Origin of the sequence: Saccharomonospora sp. NPDC046836 (genome assembly GCF_040645195.1) — a bacterium.
Classification (GTDB): domain Bacteria; phylum Actinomycetota; class Actinomycetes; order Mycobacteriales; family Pseudonocardiaceae; genus Prauserella_A.
Map to the genome: position 1 here is coordinate 73,961 of NZ_JBEYXW010000021.1, position 15,881 is coordinate 89,841.

The following is a 15,881-nucleotide window of genomic DNA, read 5'->3' on the forward strand; positions in this document are numbered from 1 at the left end:
CTGAAAATATGCGTAGACTTCCTACCTGTGAACCCCGATGCGATCCGCGGGCATCTGGACGGCATGCTGCTCGCTGTACTCGAAGACGAGCCGTTGCACGGCTACGGGATCATCGAGGCGTTGCACCGGCGCAGTGGCGGCACATTGGACATGCCGACCGGCACGGTCTACCCCGCACTGCGCAGGCTCGAACGCGCACACTGGATCGACGGTTCGTGGAGCACGGTCGGCGGCCGCAAACGGCGTACCTACACGCTCAGCCGGGCCGGTCGCCAGGAGCTGGTGCGGCGCCGCTCGGAGTGGATCCGGTTCAGCGGGATTGTGGGCAGCGTGCTGGGAGGTACGACATGACGGCCGACCCGGTAACGGCGACGATCAGGACGCTCCAGCGGTCCTTGCGCGGTCCACGCCGGGCGCGCGCCGAGATGGTGCGCGAGGTTCACGACGGGCTCGCGGATGCGGTCGAGGGTTACCGCGACGCAGGGCTCCCACTCGCCGAGGCCCAGTTCAGGGCGGTCGCGGACTTCGGCGACCCGCGCCACGTCGCCGCGGAGCTACAGGCCGAGCTCGCCGCCCGCTATGGCCGCTTCGCCGCCGCGCGGATGGCGATCGCGTTTCCCATGCTCATGCTGCTGTGGGACCAGATATGGGCGGGCGATCCGGCAACAGCCCACGCGCAGGCCACCACGGCCACGACGCTGCTGGCCGACCTGATCGACGTGCTGTCGCTGACTGCCGCCGCCGGCAGCCTCCTGGCCCGCGCCCGGCTGAGCCTCGGCGCCCGGCGCGGCGTCGATCCGGACCGCGTGACCAGGGGCATCGGCTTCCTCGCGCTGTGCACGCTGGTCTCCATCGGCGGCGGAAGCATCCTGCTGAACCTGGTGAACGACTGGCCGGACGAGGGGCTGTACGACACACCTCTGGCCATCGGCGTTTTCCTCACCACCGTCAGCGTCGCGATCTGGGTCGGGGTGAGCGGGCACCGCTGCCTGCTGCTGGGCCGACTCGCCCGCATCGCCTAGCCGAGCTGCCGGCTCAGGTTGGTGGGCTGGGTATCCCTGTCGCCGCCGTAGCGTCATCGAGCACATCGTCGGCGCGCAGCTGGCTGAGCTGACACCGCCGTCCAGCGGGCGTTGCGCCCGCTGGACGGCGGTGTCGATCCTCAGTAGTAGCGGACGGTGACCGCTTTGGTCGAGGCGTTCCAGGTGATGTAGCCGTGCTCGAAGTTGCTGCGGCGGCCACCCGGGATCGCGAACTCGTCACTGGTCGGGTAACCCAGCCTGGACCGCTCCCAGCCCAGCGAACCCCACTTCGACTTGATGGCGCCAAAGATCGCGTTCGCGCCGGTCGTCGGCGTCCAGTACACCGAACCGCCGGTGAAGTGGTTGTAGCGGCCGCGGCGGTCCGGCGTACCGAGTTCGTCGGTCGACGGGTACCGGAGCGTGCCGCGCTCCCAGCCGAGCTTCGCCCACTTCGACTTGATGGAGCCGTACACGGCGTGCGCGCCGGTGGACGAGGTCCAGTAGACCGAACCGCGCTCGAAGTGGTTGTAGCGGCCGACGCGGTCGGGCGTCGTGCCCTCATCGGACGTCGGGTAGCCGAGCGGGCTGCGCTCCCAGCCCAACTGGCCCCACTTGGTCTTGATCGAACCGCGGATCTCGTGGGCGCCGGTCGTGGACGTCCAGTACACGGAGCCGCCCGTGAAGTGGTTGTAGCGGCCGCGGCTGTCCGGCGTGCGCAGCTCGTCCGTCTTCGGGTAACCGAGGTGCCCCGCCTCGCTGCCGAACCGCGCCCAGGTGTTGCGGATGGAGCCCTCGACGGAGTGCGCTCCCGTACCGGCGGACCAGTACACGGACTTGGCATCCGTGGCGAACGTGGTGCGCAGACCGCCCGCGGCCGCTTCCTGCTCGAGCCGGTAGACGCCCTGCAGCGCTCCGGCATCGGCGCCGGAGGTCGTCCAGTACTGGTAAATCGGGCTGGCCGTCCAGTCGCCCATCAGCTCGGCGACGCGCTGGCGGATGAGCGCCAACTGCGCGTAGCCGAGATCACCGGGGCACACGGTGGTGCCGACGTCGCGGTGGCCGTAGATCGTCGGCAGCGTGACATCGGTGCCCTCGGTGTACTTCCCGCTGCCGGCGCCCGCGGTGAGCGTGACGGTGCCATTGGGATCGCGATAGCCACGGGAGAACTTCCACGCCACGAACTTCGACACGGACTCCAGCTGCTCAGCGCTGGGTGCGACGTCGGTGTAGGTGCCGATCATCGAGACGCCGACGGTGAACTTGTTGAAGCCGCCGGCATGCGCGCCCCACACGGGGCGGTCGAGCCCGCCGAAACGTCCCTCGAAGATCTGACCGAACTTGTCGACGAGCACGTTGTAGCCGATGTCGCACCAGTCCAGATCCTGCGCGTGGTAGGCGTAGAAGCCACGCATCAGCCGGGCCGAGTCCGCCGCGGTGTAGTCGTTGCTGGATGCGGTGTGGTGCAGCGTCGCCGCCTTGACGGTGGGGCTGTACTCGGCGCCGATGCCCTGCCTGGCGTAACACTCGGTGCGGATCGACTCGTCGGCGGCCCAGCCCGCGCGACTGATGACGGTCGGCATCGCCGATCCAGCGGCGGCGCGCGGCGCGATGTCGTCACCGGTGCTGTGACCGGGGTCGATCAGTACGGCGGACAGTTCCGTCGCCGGCGCGGGCGACCCACCGCGCTCGGCCCGTACCCGCAGGGCCGTCGAGTCGCCGACCCACACCGGCTCGCTGCCGTTGCTCTGGCCTTTCTTGCCCTTGTCGAGCCCGTCGAGCGGCTCCAGCTCGGTCCAGTCGCTCCAGCTGCCGTCGACCTGCTGCGCCTGCACCTCGATCAGGTCCGGCGCGGGGCCGGACCACCGCAGCGCAGCCACGGCGAACGGCTTGTCGGCCTGGATCTCGCGCACACCCGCAGTCCGCGCGACGCCGGGCGCATCGGCGAGCCGGACCTTCTCGATGACCGGCTTCACCGAGGCCGGTTTCCCCGCTGGCGGAGCGGCGTTGGACACCACTGGGATCAACCCCAGCGGTAAGGCGATAACGACAGCGGTGACCCACCGAGGACGCACTGAACCCCCATAGCCTGAACGAAAGGTAAGGATGATCCGCGAATAGCGGCCCGCGGAGATTAACCCACGAACGTGGCATGGCAAAGATACTTTCGTCTGCCGTGGACGATCACGAACTGTTGGCACAGTTGGCAAATCGCTACACAGCGAGTTCGCCTCGTCATCGACGAGCATAAGTCGGATTTTCGTCACCAATTCGTTACCAAAGGCGTGAGCTGCGGTAAGGCTCGCCTTGCCCGGCGACTCGTCCTGTTTGCCCATCTGCGCAGGTCAGATGATCTTTTGACCGCTGGACTTTCAGGTGAGGCTTACCTAAAACCTACGTCGAGAGATCCGTTCGGCGAGGAGGCTCGACATGCTTTTCTCCAGCACACTGATCGGGCTTCGCGAAGGGCTCGAAGCGGCCTTGGTGGTCAGCATCCTGGTCGCGTTCCTGGTCCGAACGGACCGCAGGCACGCGTTGCGCTGGGTGTGGCTCGGCGTGTCCGTCGCCGCCGTGTTGTCCGTCACGGTGGGCGCGATTCTCACGTACAGCACCGCGCAACTGTCGTTCGAGCAACAGGAACTACTCGGCGGCACACTGTCGATCGTCGCGGTCGGCTTCGTCACCGGGATGATCTTCTGGATGCGCAAGGCATCGCGGACCATCGCCGCCGAACTGCGCGGCAAGCTCTCCGATGCGCTCAAGGTGGGCCCGCTTGCCGTGCTCCTGCTCGCCTTCCTCGCGGTGGGCCGCGAAGGACTGGAGACCGCGGTGTTCTTCTACGCCGCGGTGGAGACGGCGCAGGGCGGAACCGCGGAGCCACTGCTCGGTTTCGGCCTCGGCATCGTCGTCGCCATCGCGCTGGCCTACCTGCTCTACCGTGGCGCCGTCCGGTTCGATCTCGGCCGGTTCTTCACCATCACCGGCGTTCTGCTGGTCTTCGTCGCCGCAGGCGTGCTCGCCTACGGTCTGCACGACTTGCAGGAAGCCGGATTCCTGCCGGGGCTGCGCGTACTCGCCTTCGACACCTCGGCGGCGATCCCCGAGGGCAGTTGGTACGGCACGCTGCTCAAGGGCATCTTCAACTACTCGCAGCAGACGACCGTCCTGCAAGCGGTGGCCTGGGCTGCGTATGTCGCGGTCGTGCTGCCCCTGTTCCTCCGGCCGGTCCGTCGGCCCGAGGAGTCCAAGCCCGCCGAGGCCGTCAAGGAGAGTTCGTGATCAACAAGTCCCTCGCCGCCCTCGCCGGGAGCGTCGTCCTGCTCACCCTCGCCGCGTGTGGCAACGAGGCGGCCACCGGTGGCGGTGCGATCCCCGTCGAGGCGACCGACAGCGCGTGCTCGGTCTCGACGACGACCGCTAAGACCGGCACGGTGACCTTCGAGGTGAACAACAAGGGCACCCAGGTGACCGAGTTCTACTTCTACGCCGCGGGCGACCGGACCATCGGCGAGGTCGAGAACATCGCGCCGGGCCTTACCCGTCAGCTCACGGTCCAGGTGCCGGCTGCAGGGACCTACCAGACCGCATGCAAGCCGGGTATGGCAGGCGAGGGCATCCGCGGCGACTTCCAGGTGACCGGATAGGCGCCGGTTACGAACGCGGCGCGTACATGATCACGGCGACACCGACGAGGCACAGCGCGGCGCCGGCGTAGTCCCACCGGTCGGGCTGGAACTTGTCCACGACCATGCCCCACGCCAGCGAGCCCGCCACGAAAATCCCGCCGTAGGCGGCCAGGACCCTGCCGAAATTGGCGTCCGGCTGAAACGTCGCCACGAAGCCGTAAATACCGAGCGAGATCACGCCCGCGGCCACCCAGAGCAGTCCGCGATGCTCGCGCACACCCTGCCAGACCAGCCATGCACCGCCGATCTCGGTGAGGGCGGCGAGCACGAACAACACCACGGAACGCACGGTCGTCATGGGAGCTGACCGTATCCGCGCCGAACGGACGCGGCCGCCGCGACCCGTCGTGGTTCGCGGCGGCGTGCGTCAGTTCACCTCTGGTTCAGCACTTCCCGCAGCAACCACAGGCCGGGCCGGAACAGGAACCACAGCAACCGCATCCACTCATCGCGGATCACCACCCTTCGGCAACTCACGGTAGGGAGCAGCGCTGCACACACGACACCACTACCCGAGTGACCCATGCCGGTTTCGCTATGTGACGACGGCGCGGCGGTGAAACTCGGCCTGGCACCACAACCGCGATCACCGCGTGTCACACTGCGCATCGTGGAGTACCAACTCACGGCCGAACTCACCGCACCCGCCGACACCGCGGACCTGGACCCGCTCCAGCAGGCGGGAGTGGTGGCGCTACTGGACACCCGGCTGAACCGGCTCTCGAGCATCGAGGGTCCGGATGGTGTCGAGATCACCCCGGTCGAGCATTCGGTGCACGCCCACCTCGGCGGCGCGAACGTGAGCTGGCTACTGGACGCCCCCGCACTGGTGTTCGCCGAGGACGCCACGCACGCCGTGCTGGAACAACTGCTGGAGGAGACCGAGCTCCTCGCCGGCTGGCAAGTCAAGCACTGCGCGGTGACCGCGACCGACGACCAGCTGGAGAGCGCGCTGGCGGCCACCGAGGAGCCGGGCATCGAGGCGGGCGGCCCGCTGCTCACCGAACACGAGCTCGCGGAGCGGCAGGCGCGGCTCCTCGAAGCGGCCGGCTATCTGCGCGCCTTCGACCTGGACGCCTTCGGGTACGTCGAAGGTGGCGACATCAGCATCGACGACGCCGGCTACGTCGCCGGTGCACTCATGCACGGCATCGAGATGCTCACCGACGAGCTGTTCGGTGACATCCAGCTGCTGGAGGACGAGGACACCACCGCCGACGAGGTCGACGCGCTGTGGGTGCTCGACGAGCTGCCGCAGCAGTACGCCGATGGCTACACCGCACTGTTCGCCAAGCAGTTCCTCGTCGCCGCCGTGATTCTCGGGCACCGGCTCACCCAGACCGGCTGGACGGCGCCGCTGTCGACGGCCGAAGCACTGGCGTTGCACATCGCGAAGTCGCGCGCGGAGATCGAGCTGGACCTGGCCGAGGTACTCGACGAGGACAGGGTGGCCGCCATGTTCGGCCTCTTCGACGAGCGCGCTTTCGAAAACCGCGACCACGAGGCGCTCTACGCCTCGGCGGACCCGGACACCGACGTCATGGATTGGTTCCGGCCACACCCGCACCTGACCGATTCGCCGGCCCTGCACCCGTACCTCGCTGACGAGGAGCCCTCAGCCGACTGACCGCGAGGAGCGCGGCGATCACGTTATTGGTCTCAACCACCTGCTTGGGTCCCGGGTGGGGACTTCGCCCCCGCCGATAGTCGTACGCCTCGCGGGTGATCTAGACCAATATTCGGTGAATCCATAACCGACTGGCGAGGAAACTTCAAGTCTCCCTGAGAGATCGGCGACCACTTAGCGTTCGCCGCTATCACCGTCAACCCTGCTCGGTGATTTTCACACCATCAGGAGAGATCGCCATGAAGAGACCTCTCATTCGGTTCCTGATCGCGGGTCTGGCCTTGGTCGGCGGATCGGTGGCACTGGCCGGCCCCGCCGTCGCGACGCCCACAGCGGATACCACCAGCGTCGCGGTCAGCCAGCGTGCCGCGACCACGGCGAGCGAGCAAGATCGGATCGAGGAGTACTGGACACCGGCACGGATGGCCTCGGCACTGCCTGCCGAGGCGCTCCTGGCCGAGATCACAACGGAGCTGAAGACCCTCCTCACGCCGAAAGCGCGAGCCAGCGCGATCCCCGAGAACCCGCGACCGCAGCTGGGCAAGGTGTTCTTCACGCTCGGCGGGCAGAACTACGTCTGCTCCGGCACGGCGACGACCAGCTCCAACCGCGACGTGGTGACCACGGCAGGACACTGCCTCAACGAGGGGCCCGGCGCGTTCGCGACCAACTTCGCGTTCGTTCCCGCGTACAACAACGGTTCCCGGCCGTACGGCACCTGGACCGCCGAGCGGCTTTACACCTCCTCGGCGTGGGCCAACTCGGGCGACTTCAACTACGACGTCGGGTTCGCCGTCATGAACGAGAACGCCAGCGGGCAGAGCCTCACCGATGTGGTCGGCTCCTACCCGATCGCCTTCAACCTGGCGCGCGGGCTGACCTACACCTCCTACGGTTACCCGGCGGCGCCGCCGTTCAATGGTCAGTCGCTGTACTCCTGCACCAGTACCGCGCGGGCGGACACGATCGGCGGTTCGACCACGCAGGGCATCACGTGCGACATGACCGGCGGCTCCTCCGGGGGTGGCTGGCTCAACGGCGGCAGGCTGAACTCCGTCAACAGCTTCAAGTACACGTTCGATCCGAACACGATGTACGGCCCGTACTTCGGCTCGACCATCCAATCCGTCTACAACGCCGCCGCCGTCGCCTGACCCCACCTCAGAAGTTGACCTAGGGAAATACGGGTGTTACAGACCAAACGTAGCCTTTCGTTGCCCAAACGAAAGGGGTCACCAATGTCGGTACGTCGACGCCTGGGTCTGCTGCTCGTTGCGGCGGCCTTGCCAGCCGCCCTGCTCACCGCCCCGGCGCACGCCGCGCGTCCGGCACCGACCGCCGTCGACGTGGTCGGGCTCGGCGTCGCCGAGGCGCACACCTTGCTCACGCAGCGCAAGGTCACCTCGGTGCAACTGGTCGACTCCTACCTGCAGCGGATCGAGGCCTACGAGGACGCCTACGGTGATCAGCCCGGCGTCAATGCCGTGATCACGGTCAACCGGCACGCCCGCGCCGAGGCCGCCCGGCTGGACGCCGAGCGCAGGTCCGGCCGCACCCGCGGCCCGCTGCACGGCATTCCCATCGTCGTGAAGGACAACTTCGACACGGTGGGCATGCCAACCACCAGCGGCTCGGTGGCCCTGCGCGACCTGTATCCGCGCGACGACGCGACGCAGATCCGCAAGCTGCGCGACGCGGGCGCGATCATTCTCGCCAAGACGAACCTGCATGAGTTCGCCATGAACATCACCACGATCAGCTCGCTCGGCGGGCAGACCCGCAATCCCTATGACCAGCAACGAATTCCGGGTGGGTCGAGTGGTGGCACCGGCGCCGCGGTGGCCGCGTCGTTCGCGCCGGCGGGCATGGGCAGCGACACGTGCGGGTCGATCCGGATTCCCGCGGCGCACAACAATCTCGTCGGGTTGCGGCCGACGCTGGGACTGTCCAGCCGGGACGGTGTCGCCCCACTCGCCAGCACCCAGGACACCGCGGGCCCGCTTGCCGGTTCGGTACGTGATGTCGCGCTGATCCTCGACGCGACCGTCGGCTACGACCCCAAAGACCCGGTCACCGCAGCAGCTAAGGGCAACATCCCACGCAGTTACCTCACAGGTATGACGAATAATTCCTTGCAGGGCAAGAAAGTCGGCGTGTTCACCGACTACTTTGGAACCACAGACGCCGCACAGGACACGAACGAACTCGTGCGCGCGGCCATCGACGACATGGCCGCGCTGGGCGCGGAGTCCGTCGAGCTCGGCCCGCAGCCGGAGATCATGGCCGCAGCCGCGGCAGCGAACCGGGTGCGTGACGAGTTCGAGCGTGACCTCAACGCCTACCTCGACGCGGCTCGCGGCAAGCCACGCGACCTCGCCCGGCTGGAGCCGCCGTACCGCGAGATCACCCTCGCCGACATCGCGACGTCGGGACAGGTCACGCCGAGCGTGCTCACGACGTTGCGGAACTGGGTCGACAGCCCCACCCTGCCCAACCCCAGCTACACCGAGAAGCTGCGCCAGCGCGACATTCTGCAGGCGAAGCTCACCGAGCTGATGGCAGAGCACGACCTCGACGCACTGGTCTACCCGACGATCAGCGAACCGCCAGCCGTGATCGGTACGACCCAGTCCTATCTGAACTGCAGGCTCGCGGGGTACAGCGGCTTCCCTGCGCTGAGCGTTCCCGCCGGGTTCACCGCCGACGGCCTTCCGGTCGGCGTGGAGCTGCTGGGCGAGCCGTTCGCCGAGCCTGCGCTGCTGAGCATGGGCTACGCCTACGAGCAGGCCACTGAACACCGCACACCACCGGAGAGCACGCCGGCATTGCGCTAGCTGCCATGATCGCGCGGTGTCCACAAACGCCGCGCTGCGGCCGTTGTGCCCCAAAGTGATCTTCGAAGGCACCCGGCTGACCAAGAAGACCGACCTCGCCTTCGCCCTCAACGAGCACGCTCGGTTCGTCGGCCCGCGTAAGTACCGGTACCACTCGCCGCTGGTGTCGGCGGAGTGGAGCGGGCTGACGAACGAGGCGTGGGGGCCGAGCCTGATCAGCTTTCCGCCGGAGTACGAGCCGACGGTGCTGGAGGCGTACCGAACCTGGGTGCGACTGTTCGAGCTGCACCGGTACTACTCCTGGATCGTCGACCGCTTCCATCTGTCCACACAGGTCCAGCAGGCACGTTCCGGACACCGGTTCGATTTCGACTGGCTGGAGGAGCGACTGCACCCGCTGGGTTTCGCGGTCGTGTTGTGCTGCCGACAAGCGGATTCCTTCCCGCGCGCCCGCGAGCAACGGCTGCGTGTCTCCGGCAACCCCGCGCAGTACGACGACCTCGGCATCTTTCTGCACGAGCAGGACGAGCTCAGGGCCGCGGCGCGGCGCAGCCGGCTGCCTCTGCTGGAACTCGACGTGACCGGCCGCGGCGTGGACGAGCTGGCCGACGCCGTGGCCGACTGGTTCGCCGAGCATAACCTCCTGAAAGCTGACTGAAAGTTTCTGCAAGAACTTGCAAACGGTGTCATCTCCTCGCTAACCTTCCGGCACCCGGTCTCGACGAGGAGAGCTATGAGAGCTTCACGCAGGCTGGCGGCGCTGGCCGCCCTCACCGCACTCACTGTTGCCGCCTGCGGCGGCAACAGTGCCGGTGACCAGAGCGACGCCGCCCGCAAGGCGGCGGCGAATCCGCAGTCCGTCTCCGGCACCATCACCTGGTGGGACACCGCTGATGCGACCAGCGAGGCGCCCGCGTTCCGGGAACTGGTCGACCGCTTCGAGCAGAAGTACCCGAACATCGACGTCAACTACGTCAACGTGCCCTTCGACGGTGCCGACGACAAGTTCAGGACCGCAGGGCAGGCCGGTGACGGCGCCCCCGACGTCATGCGCGCCGAAGTGGGCTGGACCAGTACCCTCGCCGCGCTCGGCTACCTGCAACCGCTCGACGGCACACCTGCGCTGACCGGCGCCGACGACTACCTGCCGGTGGCCTTGCAGAGCAACGTCTACGACGGCAGGACCTACGGCGTTCCCGAGGTCACCGACACCCTCGCCCTCCTCTACAACAAGGACCACTTCGCCAAGGCGGGCATCACCGAGCCACCAAGGACGTGGGCAGATCTCGAGACCGCCGCGCGGAAGCTCGAACAGGCCGTTCCGGGAACCACGGGTGTGTTCCTCAATGCCGACGCCTACTTCCTGTTGCCGTTCATCTACGGCGAAGGCGCCGATTTCGTGGACGTGGACAGCGAGCGGATCACGATCGACAGCCCACAGGTGAGCGCCGCGATCGAGACGGTGCAGCAGCTCACGGCCGACGGCACCGGGGCCACCGACACGAGCGCCAACAAGTATACGAACATGCTGAACGGCTTCAAGAACGGAACGGTCAGCATCATGCTCAACGGCCCGTGGTCGGTGCCGGATGTGCTCAGCGGGCGCGCATTCGCCGACCCCGGAAACCTCGGTGTGGCAACGGTTCCCGCCGGCCCTGAGGGCCATGGCGGCCCGGTCGGCGGGCACAACCTGGTCGTCTATGCCGGCTCGCCGAACCTCGCCGCCTCGTATCTGTTCGTCGAGTTCATGAACTCGACGGAAAGCCAGGCGTATGCGGCCACACAGAACAACACCATGCCAACCCGGAAGTCCGCGTACGACAGGCCCGACGTCGCGCGCAACGCCGTGATCGCAGCCTTCCGGGAACCGCTCTCGTCCGCGCTGCCCCGGCCCTGCGCGCCCGGCGCCGGGGACCTGCACAACCTCGTCACGCCCTTCTACGAACGAATCCTCGGCGGCCAGGCATCCATTGCGGACGGTCTGCGCGATGCGCAGCAGAAGGCAAGGCGCTTCGTTCCCGGGTTCGAGTCATGACCACCACCACGCTGCGGCCACCCTCCGGCGTGGCACCGCCACCGGTGCCGCCCCGCCGGCGGATGCGTGACCTGCTCAGCAAGTACTGGTACGCCTGGGCGATGGTGGCACCGGTCGTGCTCGTGCTGTCGGTCCTTGTGCTCTACCCACTGGCGCACGGTGTGTACCTGTCACTCACCGACGCCACCGAGTTCACCAGCGGACGCACTATAGGTGTCAACGAGATCCCGGCGACGTATGACTTCGTCGGGTTCCGGAACTACCTCGATGTACTCTCCGGCGCCGACGGCGCGTTCTATCCACGTCTGCTGTGGACAGTGCAGTGGACGGTCATCTGCGTCGTGCTGCACTATTCGATCGGCCTCGGACTGGCCCTGCTGCTCAACCGGGCGCTACGTATGCGCACGCTGTACCGGCTGCTGCTCATCCTGCCGTGGGCGGTGCCCCCGTTCGTCGCCGCGTTCGGCTGGCGGCTCATCCTCAACGACGAGGGCGGTGTGCTCAACGCCGTGCTGAACGCGGTCGGCATCGCCGGTGTGGACTGGCTCGGCCAGCCGCTCGCCGCGAAGGTCTCGGTGATCATGGTCAACGTCTGGCTCGGTGTGCCGTTCATGATGGTCGCCCTGCTCGGCGGCCTGCAGACCGTGCCGAAGGAACTGTACGAAGCGGCCGAAGTGGACGGTGCCACAGCCTGGCAACGGTTTTGGGCCGTCACGTTGCCAGGCCTGCGTCCCGTGTCGGGCACCGTGATCCTGCTGGGCACGATCTGGACGTTCAACCAGTTCCCGGTGATCGCCCTGCTCACCGGGGGCGGGCCGGGCGGGGCGACGAACATCCTCGTCACCGAGGCCTACGAGCTGGCGTTCCAGGGAATCCGCGACTACGCGGGCGCGGCGACCTACGGCGCGCTCATCGCATCGATGCTCGTCATGTTCGCCTTCTTCTACCGCCGCTGGTTGCAACGGCAGTCGAGCGAGGTACTGGGATGAGCGCACGCGGGACACGCAGCAGGCTTGCCTCGACCGGCCTGCACACGGTGCTGATCGCTGCGAGCGTGATCGCGGTGTTCCCGGTCGCGTGGGTGGCACTCACTTCACTGAAGACCGACAGGGACACCTGGGCACGCCCGACTGAGCTCGGCACGCTTGGCCTCGGCAACTACGGGCAGGTGCTCGGGGACACGCAGTTCCTCACCTGGTTCGCCAACTCGCTCATCGTCGCGACCTGCACCACCGTGCTCGGTGTGCTGATCGCGGCCACCGCGGGCTACGCCGCTTCCCGGATGCGGTTTCCAGGGCAACGACCGCTGATGTGGACGTTCCTCATCACCCAGATGTTCCCGGCCGCGGTGCTGATCGTGCCGCTGTACAACGTGCTTTCCGGTTTGGGCCTGCTGAACTCCTACGCCGGGCTCGTCCTCGCGCAATGCACGATCGCGGTGCCGTACTGCGCCTGGATGCTCAAGGGTTACTTCGACACGATCCCGGTGTCGATCGACGAGGCCGGGCGCATCGATGGCCTCAGCCCGTTCGGCACCTTCTGGCGGTTGATCGTTCCGCTGGCAAGGCCGGGCATCTCGGTGACCGTGTTCTACTCGTTCATCACGGCCTGGGGTGAGGTCGCCTTCGCCGGGGTGTTCATGCAGAGCGAGGACCACTACACCCTGCCCGTCGGGTTGGCCACGTTCGTCAGCGACTTCAAGGCCGAGTGGGGCCTGCTCACCGCGAGTTCGGTGCTGGTGATGCTGCCGGCCGCGGTCGTCTTCTTCCTCGTCCAACGGCACCTGATCGCCGGCCTGACGGCCGGTGGCGTCAAGAGCTGAAGCAACTCTGCAGAAGGGATCTCCATGGGGCAGCAGTGGTGGCGCAACGCCGCGATCTACCAGATCTACGTGCGCAGCTTCGCCGACTCCGACGGCGACGGCGTCGGCGATCTGCCCGGGGTTCGCAGAAGGCTGAGCCATATCGCCGAACTCGGTATGGACGCGGTGTGGCTGACGCCGTTCTACGCCTCGCCGATGGCCGACGGCGGGTACGACGTCGCCGACTATCGCATGGTCGATCCGCTGTTCGGCCGGCTCGCCGACGCCGAGGGGCTGATCGCCGACGCACACTGGCTCGGGCTTCGGGTGATCGTGGACCTCGTGCCCAACCACACGTCGTCGCAGCACCCGTGGTTCGCCGAGGCGCTGGCCGCGGAACCCGGCTCACCCGCCCGCGCCCGCTACCACTTCCGGGACGGTGTCAACGGCGGGCCGCCCAACGACTGGGAGTCGATGTTCGGCGGACCCGCCTGGACGCAGCTGCCCGACGGCCAGTGGTACCTGCACCTGTTCGACGCCGCCCAGCCGGACCTCAACTGGGAGCACCTGGACGTGCATGCCGAGTTCGAGAACATCCTGCGGTTCTGGCTCGGCCGGGGTGTCGACGGCATCCGCATCGACGTCGCGCACGGGCTCGTCAAGGCCGACGGCCTGCCCGATGCCCGGTGCACCGGGCAGAGCGGCCTGCTCACCACCACCGCGATGCCGTTCTTCGACCAGGACGGCGTGCACGAGATCTATCGGCGCTGGCGCAAAATCCTGGACTCCTACCCCGGAGAGCGGATCGGAGTCGCCGAGGCCTGGGTGCCTGACGCCGACCGGCTCGCGCGCTATCTGCGACCCGACGAGCTGCACCAGGCCTTCAACTTCCACTACACCCAAGCGAAGTGGTCGGCAACGGAGTTCCGCACGGTCATCGACGACTCGCTCGCCGCGGTCGCCGGCGTTGGTGCGGCCAGCACCTGGGTACTGTCCAATCACGACATCGAACGGCACGTGACCCGTTTCGGCGGCGGGCGGACCGGGTTGCGCCGAGCCCGCGCCGCCGCGCTGCTCACTATGGCGCTCCCCGGCTCGGTCTACGTCTACCAGGGTGAGGAACTGGGCCTGCCGGAGGTAACGGACCTGCCCGAGGAGGTGCTCGCCGACCCGAAGTGGGAACGTTCCGGGCGCGCCGAGCGGGGGCGGGACGGCTGCCGGGTGCCGATCCCGTGGTCGGGCACCACGCCGCCGTTCGGCTTCGGGCCGTCGTCGGCGTGGCTGCCACAGCCGACGGAGTGGGCGGCGTTGACGGTCAAGGCGCAGCGGGACGATCCCGGCTCGACCCTCTCGCTGTACACCGCGGCACTGCGGTTGCGGCGCGGGCTACCCGACGGGGAGCTGACCTGGCTCGACAGCGACGCGGACGTGCTCGCGTTTCGCCGCGAGCCGGGATTCACCTGCACCGTGAACTTCGGCTCCGCACCAGTCCGGCTGTCGCGGCCCGGCCGGTTACTGTTGACGAGTACGGAGGAGTCCGAGCTGGAGCAGAGCGAGCAGACCGTCACACTGCCGCCGAACAGCGCCGCGTGGTGGACCGGAGACGACACACATGCCCGATAAAGCGTTCGATGCCGTGCGGCTCGCCGACATCGCGGAGCTGGCCAAGGTCAGTGAGGCGACCGTGAGTCGTGTGCTGAACGGCAAGCCGGGCGTCGCTGCGGCCACGCGGCAGGCCGTGCTGGCCGCGATGGACCAGCTGGGCTACGAGCGACCCGCGCGTTCGCGGCAGCGCAGTGCCGGGCTGATCGGCTTGATCATCCCGGAGCTGGACAACCCGATCTTCCCGGCGTTCGCGCAGGTCATCGATCAGACGCTGGCAATGCGCGGGTACACCTCGGTGCTGTGCACACAGACACCGGGCGGGGCGAGTGAGGACGAGTTCATCGAGACACTCACCGAGCGCGGCGTCGCCGGGATCGTGTTCGTCTCCGGCTCGCACGCCGACACCACCGCTCGACACGACCGCTACACCCGGCTGATCGACAGCAGGCTGCCGGTCGTGTTCATCAACGGCTACGCGCCCGGTGTCGCGGCACCGTTCTTCTCCGACGACGACAGCGTGGCGGTCCAACTGGCGATCACACACCTGCGCGAGCTCGGCCACGAGCGCATCGGCCTCGCGGTCGGGCCCCAGCGGTTCGTGCCCGCGCAGCGCAAGGCCGCGGAGTTCCGCAAGCTCATGGCACCGGTGCTCGGCAGCGCCGACGACGTCGGCAAACTGATCGTGCACTCGCTGTTCTCGGTGGAGGGCGGGCATTCGGCGGCATGGTTGCTGCTGGAGCAGGGCTGCACCGCCGCGGTGTGCGGTAGCGACCTGATGGCGCTCGGCGCCATCAGGGTCGCGCGCAAGCACGGGCTGTCCGTACCGCGCGACTTCTCGGTGGTCGGCTACGACGACTCGCCACTCATCGCGTTCACCGATCCGCCACTGACCACCATCCACCAGCAGGTGTCGGCAATGGCCACGGCTGCCGTGCGGACGCTGCTCGACGAGATCGCCGGCGCCGATCTCCCGGCTGCCGAGTACCTGTTCCAGCCGGAGCTGATCGTGCGCGGGTCGACGGCTGCCCGCGCCGGCCGCTAAGCGCGACGGCCGACGGGTACCGGAGTGCGCAGTGCCGCGACGAGGTCCTCCCTCGCACGGAACACCCGCGACCGGATCGTGCCCACCTTGCAGCCGCACACCTCCGCAGCCTCCAAATAGGACAGTCCAAGCAGCTGGACCCCGCGAGACGCCTGCCCCCGCACAGCCCAGCGCGCCCGCGCCACGTCCGGCACAGCCGCCGTCCGGAGTGGACGATGCCGCACCCGGCGCG

14 protein-coding genes and 2 pseudogenes are annotated in these 15,881 nt (G+C 67.8%); 13 read left to right on the forward strand and 3 right to left on the reverse strand.

All coding sequences use genetic code 11. The annotated features are described in order from the left end of the window. Positions 1-27: 27 nt before the first annotated feature. On the forward strand, positions 28-351 hold the full coding sequence (locus tag ABZ863_RS22880; RefSeq protein WP_358538981.1) for a helix-turn-helix transcriptional regulator: 324 nt from the start codon (positions 28-30) through the stop codon (positions 349-351). Further along, on the forward strand, positions 348-1,022 hold the full coding sequence (locus tag ABZ863_RS22885) for a permease prefix domain 1-containing protein (protein WP_358538983.1): 675 nt from the start codon (positions 348-350) through the stop codon (positions 1,020-1,022). Before ABZ863_RS22880 ends, ABZ863_RS22885 begins: the two co-directional genes overlap by 4 nt. Before the next feature lie 140 nt (positions 1,023-1,162). Here ABZ863_RS22885 and ABZ863_RS22890 read toward each other — a convergent pair whose 3' ends face one another. Beyond that, positions 1,163-2,995 (reverse strand): N-acetylmuramoyl-L-alanine amidase, encoded by a 1,833-nt coding sequence (locus ABZ863_RS22890; RefSeq protein ID WP_358538986.1) that lies wholly within the window; start codon positions 2,993-2,995, stop codon positions 1,163-1,165. Between the two features lie 454 nt (positions 2,996-3,449). Here ABZ863_RS22890 and efeU point away from each other — a divergent pair, with 454 nt between their 5' ends. After that, a complete protein-coding gene (gene efeU / locus ABZ863_RS22895; RefSeq protein ID WP_358538989.1) occupies positions 3,450-4,298 on the forward strand; it encodes an iron uptake transporter permease EfeU in 849 nt (282 codons plus the stop codon). Positions 4,299-4,336: 38 nt separating this feature from the next. Then, positions 4,337-4,660 (forward strand): annotated as a pseudogene (locus ABZ863_RS22900) (cupredoxin domain-containing protein); the annotation flags it as partial. A 10-nt stretch (positions 4,661-4,670) separates the two neighbouring features. Here the strand turns inward: ABZ863_RS22900 and ABZ863_RS22905 are convergent. Next, positions 4,671-5,003, reverse strand: coding sequence for a YnfA family protein (locus ABZ863_RS22905; RefSeq protein WP_358538992.1), 333 nt, complete (start codon positions 5,001-5,003; stop codon positions 4,671-4,673). Between the two features lie 312 nt (positions 5,004-5,315). Between ABZ863_RS22905 and ABZ863_RS22910 the strand changes: the two genes are divergently transcribed. The 9 genes from ABZ863_RS22910 (at position 5,316) to ABZ863_RS22950 (ending at position 15,649) form a co-directional block, all read left to right on the forward strand. Continuing rightward, a complete protein-coding gene (locus ABZ863_RS22910; RefSeq protein ID WP_358538995.1) occupies positions 5,316-6,332 on the forward strand; it encodes a hypothetical protein in 1,017 nt (338 codons plus the stop codon). A 239-nt stretch (positions 6,333-6,571) separates the two neighbouring features. Then, a complete protein-coding gene (locus ABZ863_RS22915) occupies positions 6,572-7,486 on the forward strand; it encodes a hypothetical protein (protein ID WP_358538997.1) in 915 nt (304 codons plus the stop codon). A gap of 84 nt (positions 7,487-7,570) precedes the next feature. Beyond that, on the forward strand, positions 7,571-9,166 hold the full coding sequence (locus ABZ863_RS22920) for an amidase family protein (RefSeq protein ID WP_358538999.1): 1,596 nt from the start codon (positions 7,571-7,573) through the stop codon (positions 9,164-9,166). A 16-nt stretch (positions 9,167-9,182) separates the two neighbouring features. Continuing rightward, the gene (locus ABZ863_RS22925; RefSeq protein WP_358539001.1) at positions 9,183-9,824 is read left to right on the forward strand and encodes a hypothetical protein; all 642 of its coding nucleotides are present in this window, start codon (positions 9,183-9,185) and stop codon (positions 9,822-9,824) included. Between the two features lie 75 nt (positions 9,825-9,899). Further along, a complete protein-coding gene (locus tag ABZ863_RS22930) occupies positions 9,900-11,201 on the forward strand; it encodes an extracellular solute-binding protein (RefSeq protein ID WP_358539003.1) in 1,302 nt (433 codons plus the stop codon). Further along, a complete protein-coding gene (locus ABZ863_RS22935) occupies positions 11,198-12,190 on the forward strand; it encodes a sugar ABC transporter permease (RefSeq protein WP_358539006.1) in 993 nt (330 codons plus the stop codon). Before ABZ863_RS22930 ends, ABZ863_RS22935 begins: the two co-directional genes overlap by 4 nt. Beyond that, the gene (locus tag ABZ863_RS22940) at positions 12,187-13,023 is read left to right on the forward strand and encodes a carbohydrate ABC transporter permease (RefSeq protein WP_358539008.1); all 837 of its coding nucleotides are present in this window, start codon (positions 12,187-12,189) and stop codon (positions 13,021-13,023) included. The genes ABZ863_RS22935 and ABZ863_RS22940 overlap by 4 nt, the downstream gene beginning before the upstream one ends. Positions 13,024-13,047: 24 nt before the next feature. Beyond that, positions 13,048-14,625: an alpha-amylase family glycosyl hydrolase gene (locus ABZ863_RS22945; protein ID WP_358539010.1), complete on the forward strand. Its 1,578-nt coding sequence runs from the start codon at positions 13,048-13,050 to the stop codon at positions 14,623-14,625. Further along, positions 14,615-15,649: a LacI family DNA-binding transcriptional regulator gene (locus ABZ863_RS22950; protein ID WP_358539012.1), complete on the forward strand. Its 1,035-nt coding sequence runs from the start codon at positions 14,615-14,617 to the stop codon at positions 15,647-15,649. The genes ABZ863_RS22945 and ABZ863_RS22950 overlap by 11 nt, the downstream gene beginning before the upstream one ends. Here ABZ863_RS22950 and ABZ863_RS22955 read toward each other — a convergent pair. Then, positions 15,646-15,786: pseudogene (locus tag ABZ863_RS22955) on the reverse strand (sigma factor-like helix-turn-helix DNA-binding protein); the annotation flags it as partial. The gene ABZ863_RS22950 and the pseudogene ABZ863_RS22955 overlap by 4 nt on opposite strands. Positions 15,787-15,881: the final 95 nt, after the last annotated feature.